Source organism: Sphingobium sp. SG1 (genome assembly GCF_057063145.1).
Genome location: NZ_JBVVOJ010000011.1, coordinates 124047 through 136186 on the forward strand (window position 1 = coordinate 124047; position 12140 = coordinate 136186).

The 12140-nt window shown below is 65.4% G+C and carries 9 protein-coding genes; 2 read left to right on the forward strand and 7 right to left on the reverse strand.

Going from position 1 to position 12140, the window contains the following annotated elements; all coding sequences use genetic code 11:
- Positions 1 to 167: 167 nt before the first annotated feature.
- Positions 168 to 2525 (reverse strand): sulfatase-like hydrolase/transferase, encoded by a 2358-nt coding sequence (locus AC0KVN_RS20425; protein WP_483656364.1) that lies wholly within the window; start codon positions 2523 to 2525, stop codon positions 168 to 170.
- 163 nt (positions 2526 to 2688) lie between these two features.
- Here AC0KVN_RS20425 and AC0KVN_RS20430 point away from each other — a divergent pair, with 163 nt between their 5' ends.
- Positions 2689 to 5100 carry a ligase-associated DNA damage response DEXH box helicase gene (locus AC0KVN_RS20430; RefSeq protein ID WP_435567851.1) on the forward strand — a complete coding sequence of 804 codons (2412 nt, stop codon included), beginning with the start codon at positions 2689 to 2691 and terminating at the stop codon, positions 5098 to 5100.
- Positions 5101 to 5230: 130 nt separating this feature from the next.
- Here the strand turns inward: AC0KVN_RS20430 and AC0KVN_RS20435 are convergent, their stop codons facing one another.
- From AC0KVN_RS20435 to gyrB, 4 genes are all read right to left on the reverse strand, one after another.
- Positions 5231 to 5974 (reverse strand): DJ-1/PfpI family protein, encoded by a 744-nt coding sequence (locus AC0KVN_RS20435; RefSeq protein ID WP_435567850.1) that lies wholly within the window; start codon positions 5972 to 5974, stop codon positions 5231 to 5233.
- Between the two features lie 52 nt (positions 5975 to 6026).
- Positions 6027 to 6566, reverse strand: a complete 540-nt coding sequence (locus AC0KVN_RS20440) for a COG3650 family protein (RefSeq protein ID WP_435567849.1) — start codon at positions 6564 to 6566, stop codon at positions 6027 to 6029.
- Entirely contained in the window at positions 6542 to 7099 is a 558-nt protein-coding gene (locus AC0KVN_RS20445; protein ID WP_435567848.1) for a DNA-3-methyladenine glycosylase I, read from the reverse strand. Before AC0KVN_RS20445 ends, AC0KVN_RS20440 begins: the two co-directional genes overlap by 25 nt.
- A gap of 120 nt (positions 7100 to 7219) precedes the next feature.
- Complete coding sequence (gene gyrB, locus AC0KVN_RS20450; RefSeq protein WP_435568659.1) at positions 7220 to 9727, reverse strand: DNA topoisomerase (ATP-hydrolyzing) subunit B; 2508 nt, start codon at positions 9725 to 9727, stop codon at positions 7220 to 7222.
- An 85-nt stretch (positions 9728 to 9812) separates the two neighbouring features.
- Between gyrB and AC0KVN_RS20455 the strand changes: the two genes are divergently transcribed.
- Complete coding sequence (locus AC0KVN_RS20455; protein ID WP_435568642.1) at positions 9813 to 10292, forward strand: hypothetical protein; 480 nt, start codon at positions 9813 to 9815, stop codon at positions 10290 to 10292.
- On the opposite strand, the gene AC0KVN_RS20460 is transcribed toward AC0KVN_RS20455, so the two are convergent.
- Both AC0KVN_RS20460 and AC0KVN_RS20465 read right to left on the reverse strand, forming a co-directional pair.
- Positions 10293 to 10799: a DUF1993 domain-containing protein gene (locus AC0KVN_RS20460; protein ID WP_435568641.1), complete on the reverse strand. Its 507-nt coding sequence runs from the start codon at positions 10797 to 10799 to the stop codon at positions 10293 to 10295.
- Positions 10800 to 10815: 16 nt separating this feature from the next.
- The gene (locus tag AC0KVN_RS20465) at positions 10816 to 12009 is read right to left on the reverse strand and encodes an NHL repeat-containing protein (RefSeq protein ID WP_435568640.1); all 1194 of its coding nucleotides are present in this window, start codon (positions 12007 to 12009) and stop codon (positions 10816 to 10818) included.
- Positions 12010 to 12140 lie beyond the last annotated feature (131 nt).

The following is a 12140-nucleotide window of genomic DNA, read 5'->3' on the forward strand; positions in this document are numbered from 1 at the left end:
GCTCATGGATGGAGGGACTGTAACGCAGGAGCAGGGCAGGGGGCCAGCGGAGAGTGATATAATCTTTCTTGTCGGGGTATGATTGTTTCGAACGAGATCGACGGAATCTCGGTCGACAACGGCACCGGCGCACGGGGCCGCATGTCCCCGTGCGCCGGCATCGTCCCTTATTGCTTGGCGTATTTCGCCTTCAGCGACAGATCATGGTCATGGTGGGATTCGCCGTTGAGGTCGATCCGGACCATTTCGATCGCGCCGGTGAAGGTGCCGCCGGTCGGGCCATAATCCTCCACCACCGGCTCGCCATTGTCCTGGCCGATGTCCATGAAGTCGTCGAAGGAGAAGATGGCCGGCACGGTCTTTTCCACCCGCCCCGTGCCGATCGCCTTGCCGTTCGCCTTGAAGGTGACGGTGCCGCCCTTGCCCGCGCCGCCGCCATCATATTCGAAGTCGAGCAGCAGGTCGTGGCTGCCCTTGCCCAGCGGCTCGTCCGCACGCACCGTGAAGGTTTCCAGCCCCACCCAGTTATGGGCATAGGCGAGCACGCCGTCCTTCATGTAGAAACTCCAGCCGCCGAACTTGCCGCCCTGCGCAATGATCGCGCCATTGGTCGGCTCCGCGCCCAGCTCCACCTTCGCGGTGACGGTGAAATTGGTGTTCTTGACGTTCGGGACCGTATTCTCGTTCCTCCGGCTCATGCCCGGTAGGAAGGTCATGGAGGTGCGGCCGTTGAGCAGGTCCGGCCGGCCGGCGACACGGGCGTCGAAGCGTTCGCGCTGGCGCGGGTCGAGCGGCAGGACGTTGTACTTCGTCGCCTCGATCAGGAAACGGTCCTGCAACTTGCGCAGCATCTCGGGATTCTTGTCCGCGATATTATGCGCCTGGGTCCAGTCGTCGGGCGCATAGAGTTCCCACGTGTCATCCTCGATCTCGCCCACCTTTTCTCGCTCGTCCGGCCAGGGCAGGCGGTGCATCGTCACGGCGGTCCAGCCGTCATGATAGATGCCGCGGTTGCAGCCGATCTCGAAATATTGCGTCGTGTGCCGGTCCTCCGCCTCGGCCTCGTCGAACAGATAGGCCATGCTGACGCCTTCCAGCGGCTTTTGCTGGATGCCATTGACGAAATCGGGCGCAGGCACGCCCGCCAGTTCCAGGATGGTCGGCGCGATGTCGATCAGGTGGTGGAACTGGTGACGCAACTCGCCCTTCGCCTTGATCTTCTCCGGCCAGCGCATCGTCATGCCGACGCGGGTGCCGCCCCAGTGGGACGCGACGATCTTGCTCCACTGATAGGGCGTGTTCATCGCATGCGCCCAGCCAGAGGGCATGTGATTGAAGGAATTGGGGCCGCCAATCTCGTCCAGGCGCGGCAGGATGTCCGCCGTCGTCATGCCAACGCTGTTCTGATAGGCCATCTCGTTGAAGGTGCCATAGGGGCCGGCCTCGGCCGAGGCGCCATTGTCGCCCAGGATGTAGATGACCAGCGTGTCGTCCAGCACGCCGCGCGCCTCCAGCGTGTCGAGCAGCCGGCCGACATGATGATCGACATGCGTGGCGAAAGCCGCATAGGTTTCGGCCAGGCGGCAGGAAACCTTGCGATCGTCGTCGGTCAACTCGTCCCATTCGGGCAGCCATTCGGTCGGCACGGTCAGTTCGGCATCCTTGGGGATGACGCCCAGCTCCTTCTGCTTTTCGAACGTGATTTCGCGCTGCTTGTTGTATCCGTGGTCGAACTTGCCCTTGTACTTGTCGACCCATTCCTTGGGCACATGGTGCGGCGCATGGGTGGCGCCGAACGACAGATAGGTGAACCAGGGCTTGTCCGGCGTAAACGTCTGCAGCGATCCGGTCCATTTGATGACCTGATCGACCAGATCCTCGGTCAGGTGATAGCCTTCCTCAATGCTCTTGGGCGGCTCGATCGGGGTCAGGCCGTCGACCAGCGGCGGGGCATATTGATTGCAGTCACCGCCCAGGAAGCCATAGAATTTCTCGAACCCGTCGCCGAACGGCCAATGGTCGAACGGGCCGGACGGGCTCGTTTCCCAAGTCGGCGTCTGGTGCATCTTGCCAAAGGCGCCGGTGCTGTAGCCATTATATTTGAGGATCTGGGCGATCGTCGCACAGCTGTCGGGGCGCAGGCCGGTATTGCCGGGCATGGCGGTCGCCACTTCGGTGATGCCGCCCATGTTCACCGTATGATGGTTGCGCCCGCACAGCATCGATTGCCGCGACGGCGAACAGAGCGCCGTCGTGTGGAAGCGGGTGAAGCGGATGCCGTCCTTTGCCACCCGCTCGGCATTGGGCATCAGGCACGGGCCACCAAAGGCGCTGCTGGCGCCAAAGCCCATGTCGTCGATCAGCACGATCAGCACATTGGGCGCGCCGGCCGGCGGGCGCATGAACTCCTTGGCCGGCGGGCTCTGCGCCTCCTTGGCGTTCATCGGCGTGTCGTGCGGCGGCACGCGCTCCGGGATCGGCAGGACATAGCGGTTGAGTGCGGGCGGGCTCTTGCGGGTCGACATGCTGCTATCCTCGTTCGCGATGGACGTGATGGAGCGAAGCCTAGTCGGGGCGGCCATATTGGCTATTGGGGTTTCCCCCGATGCCCGATGCTTGATGCCCGATGAGCGGGGTGAACGCATGCACCACTTCCCCCCATCCGCCACAGCCCCTACATCTCCCTCGATGCCACCCGCGCTTCCTCCCATCCTCACCGACTGGTTCGCATCGCGCGGCTGGCGGGTGCGGCGGCATCAGAGTGACATGCTCATGGCGGCGCAGCGGGGAGAGCATGCGTTGCTGGTCGCGCCGACCGGGGCGGGCAAGACGCTGGCCGGCTTCCTGCCGACGCTCGCCGACCTGATCGGCAATCCCGCCGACGGGCTGCACACCCTTTATGTCTCGCCCTTGAAGGCGCTGGCGGTCGATGTGCGGCGCAACCTGCTGACGCCGATCGAGGAGATGGGGCTGCCCATCCGGGTGGAGACCCGCACCGGCGATACCCCGTCGGATCGCAAGGCGCGGCAGCGGGTGCGGCCGCCGCACATCTTGCTGACCACGCCCGAATCCCTGTCGCTGCTGCTGAGCTATCCCGACGCGGCGCTGCTGTTCGAGCATCTGCGCACCGTCATCGTCGATGAGGTCCATGCCTTTGCCACGCAGAAGCGCGGTGATCTGCTCAACCTGTCGATGGCGCGGTTGCAGGCGATCAATCCCGGTCTGCGCCGGGTGGCGCTGTCGGCGACGGTGGCCGATGTCGATGCCTATCGCGCCTGGCTGGCGCCCGATGGCGATATCGATGCGGTGACGCCGGTGCTGGGGGAGGCGGGAGCGGAGCCCGACGTCACCATCCTGATTCCGGAGGGGCGGGTGCCCTGGTCGGGCCATTCGGGCAAATATGCCGCGAGCCAGGTGATGGCGGAGATCGCCGCGCGGCAGACCACGCTCGTCTTCTGCAACACGCGCGGCCTGGCTGAACTCATCTTTCAGGAATTATGGTCGGTCAATGACGCGAACCTGCCGATCGCCATCCATCATGGCAGCCTGTCGATCGAGGCGCGGCGCAAGGTCGAGACGGCGATGGCGGCGGGCAAGCTGCGCGCGCTGGTGGCAACCGCTTCGCTCGACCTCGGCGTCGACTGGGGCAATGTCGATTGCGTGATCCAGATGGGCGCGCCCAAGGGCAGCTCGCGCCTGCTCCAGCGCATCGGCCGCGCCAATCACCGGCTCGACATGGCGTCGGAGGCGATATTGATCCCCGGCAATCGCTTCGAATATCTGGAGGCGCGGGCGGCTCTGGACGCGGTCGAGGCGGGCGAGCGGGACGCCGATGATTTTCGCCCCGGCGCGCTCGACGTGCTGGCCCAGCATGTGATGGCGATCGCCTGTGCCGGGCCGTTCCGCGAGGAGGAGTTGCTGGCCGAAATCCGATCCGCCACCCCCTATAGCGCGCTGACCGACGAGGGCTTTGCCCATGTGCTGCATTTCATCGAGGGCGGCGGCTATGCGCTGCGCGCCTATGACCGGTTCAAGCGGCTGGTGCGAGAGGGTGACGGCACATGGCGGGTGTCGCATCCGAAATTCATCCAGCAGCACCGGATGAATGCCGGCATCATCGTCGATCAGCCCGCGCTGGCGGTGCGCTTCGCCAATGGGCGCAAGCTCGGCACGGTGGAGGAGGGGTTCGCCGCCACCTTGCGGCCGGGCGACAGCTTCTTCTTCTCCGGCATGGCGCTGGAGGTGGTGCGGATGGACACCAGCGACCTGATCGTCCGCGCGACAGCCAAGACCGCGCGCATCCCCAGCTGGGGCGGCACCCGCATGGCGATGTCGACGCGGCTGGCCGACCGGGTGCGCCATTTCCTGGCCGAACCCGACGCCTGGCACCGTTTCCCCGACGATGTGCGCGAATGGCTGGAGGTGCAGCGCGCCCGCTCAGCCCTGCCGCAGCCGGGGCAATTGCTGGTCGAAACTTTCCCGCATGAGGGGCGCCATTATATGGTCTGCTACAGTTTCGAGGGCTGGAACGCGCACCAATCACTCGGCATGTTGCTGACCCGGCGGATGGACGCGCAGGGGCTGATGCCGCTGGGCTTCGTGTCGAACGATTATGCGCTGGCGGTCTATGGCCTCAAGCCCGTGACCGATCCGCAGAGCCTGTTTTCCGCCGATATCCTGGACCATGAATTTGTCGACTGGGTCGAGCAGTCGAGCCTATTGAAGCGCGCCTTCCGCGATGTCGCCGTGATCTCCGGCCTGATCGAGCGCCAGCATCCCGGCAAACGCAAGACCGGGCGGCAGGTCACCTTCTCCACCGACCTCATCTATGACGTGCTGCGCAAATATCAGCCCGACCATCTGCTGCTCAAGGCCGCCTGGGCCGATGCGCGGGCACGGATGACCGATGTCGGGCGGCTGGGCGACCTGATCGACCGGGCGGCATCGACCATGCTGCATGTGCCGCTCGACCGGGTCAGCCCGCTGGCCGTGCCGCTCTTGATTCTGATCGGCCGTGAACAGGTGGCGCAGCGCGATGCCGAGGATGCACTGCTGATCGAGGCCGAGGCGCTGGTGGCCGAAGCCATGCGCGCGGATTGAGGGGGGCGACCGTCCCGACACCGTTCGCCCTGAGCGAAGTCGAAGGGCTCGCCCGACCGGAGGGAGGGCACTTCGCTCCGCTCAGTGATGGGCTTCGACTTCGCTCAGCCCGAACGGAATGGAAGATGGCTTACCCAGGCAACCCGTTCAACCTGGCAAAGGGATCGTCGCTGGCATCCTCCTGCCAGCGATACTCCGTCCGGTTGGCGACCCAGCGGGCCATCTCCTTGCCATAGAGTTTGGCGATCAGGCCCAGCGCCATGTCCGTGCCCGCCGAAATGCCGGAGGAGGAGATATATTTGCCATCCTCGACCCAGCGGGCATGGGGGATCCAGGCGACCTTGGCCCCCTGCGCCGTCGCCCAGGCCCAGGCCATCTTGTTGCTGGTCGCCTTCACCCCGTCGATCAGCCCGGTCTTGGCCAGCAGGCCGGAGCCCGTGCAGATCGTCGCCACCTGCGGCGTATCCTGTGCCAGCGTGCGGACCGCAGCAAGGAAATCGGGATTATTGACTTCCCGCCGGGTGCCAAGGCCGCCGGGGATCATCACGATGTCGAGCCTGGGCGCGTCGGCAAAGCCATGGTCGGCGATCGTCTGCGGTCCTGCACCACTGCGCACCGGCCCGGCCTTGTCGGCGATCATGACGATCTCGACCCGGTCCTTGAGCATCCCGAACATTTCCAGCGGGCCGAACACGTCGAGCAGCTCGAACCCGTCGAACAGGACCATGCCCAGCTTCTTCTTCGGCCCACTTGGCGGCACTGGCGGCTGCACGGAAAGTTGCGCGGAGACAGTCGTGCCGGTCGCGGCGAGCGCGATTCCGGCGGTCAGGAGAAAGTTGCGCCGCGCAACATCGGCTTTGGACTGGTCGCTCATCGTCACATGCTCCCTGTTTGCCGGGTTAGACGAGCGATGGCGTCGATCCCGCCTATTCGCCGCCGTCCTTGATGCCGCCACAGCCCTTCAGCACGCCTTCGCCGAAGGAAAGCTGCACCCGGTCGGACCAGATGGCGTCGCTCATCCCGTCGCTGCACGGGCCTTCGGTGACGGTCATGGCAAAGCCATCGCCCATGAAGCGGATGGCGCGGGGATCATCGGTGCGGGTGACGGGATAGCGCAGCGGACGATGATCGGGCCGCTGCAAGGTCGCGACCGATCCGGTGACGATCACCGCCCAGAAAGGCTCGGTACCGATCGCGCGATATTCCTCAGGGGGAGGCGGGGGAGACGGTGTTTCACGGGAAACAGCGGCGGGCGCCGGTTGCACAGCCGGGGCAGCGGCCGGTTCGGGCGCGGCACTCTCATTGGCGACGATCGCCTGGTTGAGCGCCGGGGCGGCGTTGGCGATTGCCTTGTCGGTGCGATTGTCGACCCTGTTCGGCGGCACCGGATCGCCTGAGCAGGCGGTGAGGGCCAGCAGCCCTGTCACCATCGCCGTCACTTTCACGCGCCGGCCCGCCGGAAACAATAGACCGCATGATCATCGACCATGCCAATCGCCTGCATCCAGGCATAGACGATGGTCGGCCCGACGAATTTGAAGCCGCGCTTCTTGAGATCCTTGGAGATCGCCTCCGACAGCGGCGTCCGGGTCGGGAAGCTCTTGCCGTCGCCGATGATCGGCCCGTCGGGCGCGAAGGACCAGACATAGGCAGCGAAATCCTCGCCGGCGTCGCGCATCGCACCATATATCTGCGCACCCTTGATCGTCGCCTCGATCTTGGCGCGGGCGCGGACGATGCCGGGATCGGCCATCAGCCGCTCGACATCGTCGGGACCGAAGGTGGCGACCTTGTCCGGATCGAAGCCGGCAAAGGCGGCGCGAAACCCCTCGCGCTTGCGCAAGATGGTGATCCAGCTGAGTCCCGCCTGGAACCCCTCCAGCATCAGCATTTCCCACAGCATGCGCGAATCATGCTGGGGCACGCCCCATTCCGCGTCATGATAGGCCTGATAGAGCGGGTCCGGCCCCACCCAGTTGCAGCGTGGCAGATCGGTCATGGGTTTTGGGTGCGCCTGACGGCGCACGGCGCCGCACCGGCCCGCACCCCCACCCGGCCGCCCAAGAGATTATCCTGATCGGATGGCCGGGTGGGGGTGCGGGCTGGCATCGTCATCCGATCAAACGTCCAGGTTGGCGACGTTCAGCGCATTGTCCTGGATGAATTCGCGGCGCGGTTCGACCACGTCGCCCATCAGCTTGGTGAAGATTTCGTCGGCGACGTCGGCCTGTTCCACCTCGACGCGCAGCATCGAGCGATTGTCCGGGTCCAGCGTGGTTTCCCACAGCTGTTCCGCGTTCATTTCGCCCAGACCCTTGTAGCGCTGGATCGACAGGCCCTTGCGGCCGGCAGTCAGGATCGCTTCCAGCAATTCGCTGGGCCGCGAGATGTTGACGCCCTTGGCCGACACGGTGGGCAGTTCATCCTCACCCAGTTCGTCCTGCGCGGCGACGGCCTTGGCCGAGACCAGGCGGCTGCCCCTGGCATAGCTTTCCGCCTCTTCGCTGGCGGTGCCGTGCAGCTTGCGCGCCTCGGCCGAGCCCAGGAAGCCATGTTCGATGACATGATGGTCGGTCACGCCGCGCCACAGCCGTTCGAAATGGAAGCCGCCGCCTTCGGCGATGCGGCCGGTCCACTTGCCCTCGGGATCATGCGACGCGATCCAGGCGACGGCGGTTGCCAGCCGTTCGGCCAGCTGTGCCTCGGACAGTTCGGGATCGAGCGCGCCGGTCAGGCCCAGCGCCTCGATGATCGCCGGGTCGTAGCGACGCGGCACATAGCGCATCACCGCGCGCATGCGGCGGGCATGGTCGATCAGGCTGCGCAGATCGTCGCCCGCGCGCACGCCGCCGGTGGTTTCCAGCGCCATCGTGTCGACGCCATTGTCGACCAGATATTGCTCCAGCGCCGCCTCGTCCTTCAGATAGACTTCGGACCGGCCACGGCTCGCCTTGTAGAGCGGCGGCTGGGCGATGAAGAGATGGCCCGCCTCGATGATCTGCGGCATCTGGCGATAGAAGAAGGTCAGCAGCAAGGTGCGGATATGCGCGCCGTCGACGTCGGCGTCGGTCATGATGACGATCTTGTGGTAGCGCAGCTTTTCCAGGTTGAAATCGTCGCGAATGCCGGTGCCCATCGCCTGGATCAGCGTGCCGACTTCCTTGGACGACAGCATCTTGTCGAACCGCGCGCGCTCGACGTTCAGGATCTTGCCCTTCAGCGGCAGGATCGCCTGATTGTGGCGATTGCGGCCCTGCTTGGCTGAACCACCGGCCGAGTCACCCTCGACCAGGAAGAGTTCGGACTTGGCGGGGTCGCGCTCCTGACAGTCGGCCAGCTTGCCGGGCAGCGAAGCGATGTCCATCGCGCCCTTGCGGCGGGTCAGTTCGCGCGCACGCTTGGCCGCTTCACGGGCAGCGGCGGCGTCGATCACCTTCTGGACGATCATCTTGCCATGGCCGGGATTCTCTTCCAGCCATTCGGCCATCTTGTCGGCCATCAGGCTTTCGAGCGGCTGGCGCACTTCGGAACTGACCAGCTTGTCCTTGGTCTGCGACGAGAATTTGGGATCGGGCAGCTTGACCGAAACGATCGCGGTCAGGCCTTCGCGCATATCCTCACCAGTGAGGCTCACCTTCTCCTTCTTCAGCAGGCCGGTCTTTTCGGCATAGCTGTTGAGGGTCCGGGTCAGTGCCGCGCGGAAGGCGGCAAGGTGGGTGCCGCCGTCGCGCTGCGGGATGTTGTTGGTGAAGCAGAGGACATTCTCATAATAAGAGTCGTTCCACTCCAGCGCGACGTCGATGGTCACGTCGTCGCGAGTGCCGGCGATCGCGATCGGATCGGGCATCAACGCATTCTTGTTGCGGTCGAGATATTTGACGAAGGCCGCGATGCCGCCCTCATAATAAAGCTCGACTTCCTTCTTCTCCTCATGGCGCGCATCGACCAGGAACAGGCGCACGCCGCTGTTGAGGAAAGCCAGCTCGCGATAGCGATGCTCCAGCTTGTCGAAATCATATTCGGTCTGGTTCTTGAACGTGCCGCCATCGCCCGGCACCTTCTCGGTCGAGGCGAGGAAGGTCACGCGCGTGCCCTTCTTGCCCTCGGGCGCATCGCCGATGATCTTGAGCGGCGCGGTGGCATCGCCATAGGCGAAGCGCATCCAATGTTCCTTGCCGTCGCGCCAGATGTTGAGGTCCAGCCATTCGGACAGGGCATTCACCACCGAGACGCCCACGCCGTGCAGGCCGCCCGACACCTTATAGGCATTGTCGTCCGACGTGTTCTCGAACTTGCCGCCCGCGTGCAACTGGGTCATGATGACCTCGGCCGCCGACACGCCTTCTTCCTTGTGGATGCCGGTCGGGATGCCGCGGCCATTATCCTCGACGCTGACGCTGTTGTCGGGGTTGAGCGTGATGACGATCCGGTCGCAATGGCCGGCCAGCGCCTCGTCGATCGCATTGTCGCTGACCTCGAACACCATATGGTGCAGGCCCGACCCGTCGTCGGTGTCGCCGATATACATGCCGGGCCGCTTGCGCACGGCGTCGAGGCCTTTCAGCACCTTGATGCTGTCGGCGCCATATTCATTGCTGTTGGGGCTGTTCTGCTGTTCGTCGCTCATACCCAGCATATAGGGAATGGCGCCTCGAAACTAAAGCGAAACATGGCGTCTTCCACCCGGCTTTGGGGCGGTTTATCAGGCGCTCATGCGTGTTGTCCCGATCCTTGCCCTAATGCTGCTTTCCGCCTGCTCGCGCAGCAGCGAAGTGGCCGACGAATTGCCCAACAGCTCGCTGGCCGGCGCCCCGCGCGAGGCGATGCCCGAAACCCGGATCGAGGCGACTCTGGCCCGGCCGGTGACGATCGGCGAGGATGGCCCCCGGCTCGACGCCTGCGGCGCGATGGGACAGGCGACCCGTGTCGGGCCGCAGGGATTGAGCGTCCGGTCCGCCCCCTTTGCCGAGGCGAAGGCGCTGGCGCAGCTGGCCGAAGGCGCACGGGTGCATGTCTGCACCCGCAGCATCGACCAGAAATGGCTGGGCGTGGTGATCCCGCCGCCAGCGACCGAAGGCGCGACGCCGACTGATTGCGGCGTGCGCGAACCGGTCGACCGCAAGCAGGCCTATGCCGGTCCCTGCACCAGCGGCTGGGTCTCCAGCGCCTATGTCCGGCTGGTCGCGGGCTGATTACAGCCCGCCCAGATAATCCAGCTTGCCTAGCGGCACGCCGGCTTGGCGCAGCAGGGCATAGGCGGTCGTCAGGTGGAAATAGAAATTGGGCAGCGAGAAGGTGAGCACATGGCTGCGCCCGGTGGAGGAAAATTCACCGCGCGAGGTCTTGAGGATGACGGTCGCCTCCTCGCGCCCGTCGATCCTGTCGCGCGGCACCGATTCCAGGAAGGCGATGGTGCGGGCGATGCGATCCTGCAGCTCGGCGAACGTCTCTTCCGTGTCGGGCAGGGGGAAGGGCTCCAGTTCGCCGATGCGGATGACCGCGCCCTTGGCGCTGTCGGTGGCAAGCTGCACCTGCGCGGTCAGCGGGCGCATATCCTCGATCAGGCGGGCGCCGGTCAGCGTGGCGGGATCGATCCCCTGTTCGGCGGCAAAGGCGGCGCCCTTGTCGAGCAGGGTAGAGAGGACGCGCAGGCCACGCAGGAAGGCGGGGACGGTCAGGTCGTAGAGTTCGGTCGCCACGTTGCGAGGATTCCCTTCATTCGATGCCGGTGAAGACCAGCTTCTGCACGCGGCGGCCGGTGTTCACCTCGGTCGCATAGATATTGCCGGCGCTGTCGGTATCAATGCTGTGCAGCCAGGTGAATTGCCCGGCCTGCCGCCCGATCCGGCCGAAGGCGCCAAGCACGGTGTGGGTCTTGCGCTCCAGAACCCAGATGCGGCCGTTCATCATGTCGGCGACGTAGAGATAGGTCTGGTCGGGGTCGGGCGAGAAGGCGATGTCGGTGACGGTGTGGGTGCCGCCGGTTTCCGGCGCGATCGCCAGGTCGCGCACGAAGGTCAGGCCGCCATCCTTCTCCCGCTTGAACAGCTGCGCGCGGTTGTTGTTGCGGTCGCAGACATAGAGATGGCCGTCCCGCGTCGGCACCACGCAATGGACGATGCTGTTGAAGATGGCGGACTTGGGATCGGCGACCCGGCTGGGATCGACGGCATGGCTCTGGTCGAACGTGCCCTGCAGCACCGGTCCGCTCGGCGGCTTGCCATAGGCGCCCCAGCGGCCCTTGTAGCTGTTGGTCCGGTCGTCGAAGCCGATCACCCGACGGTTCACATAGCCGTCGGAAATCAGCACCATGCCGTCGCTGTGATTGACGTCGGACGGGTTGCCGAGCCGGTCGGTCGCGTCATTGCCACCGGTCTTGTCGCGCCGGCCGAAGCTGCGGATATATTTGCCCTCCGGCGTATAGTTCATGACGACATGGTCGCCCTTGCCATTGCCGCCGAACCAGACGCTGCCGGCCTTGTCGACGAAGATGCCGTGCAGGCTGGCGGGCCATTGATTGACACCGTCGACCGTGGGCGCGCTGTCGGCGCCGCCCCAGCCGCCCAGATAGCGGCCATCCTGGGCGAAGCGCGCCACCGGCGGGGCCGGCTTGCAGCAGACGGCGGTGGCGGGCGATTCGGCCAGGCCCGTGTCGGTCGCGGTCAGGCTGTGCGGGCGATGCACGACCCAGACCGAATCGTCCGGACCGACCGCAACGCCGCTGACCTGGCCCAGCAACAGATCGCCCGGCATGGCCGGCCAGGCGGCATCGACCTTGAAGCGCGGCATTTTGGTGCCGGCGGGTGCGATCTGTTCGAAAGCGAGGGGGGCGAGCGCCTGTTCCGGCGGCGCAGCGGAGGCGGCGACGGCGAAGGGCAGGGCGAGAGCAGCGGCGAGGAAGGCGCGCATCGGCGGGGACTCCTTGATCGTCGGGAAGGGCGGAGGCGGGATCATGCCCGACTGCCCGGTCCGGTCAAGGCCGGTCCGGACAAGGAAGGTGCGACGCATTTTCAACGGGAAAAGGACCGGCCGACGGGTTT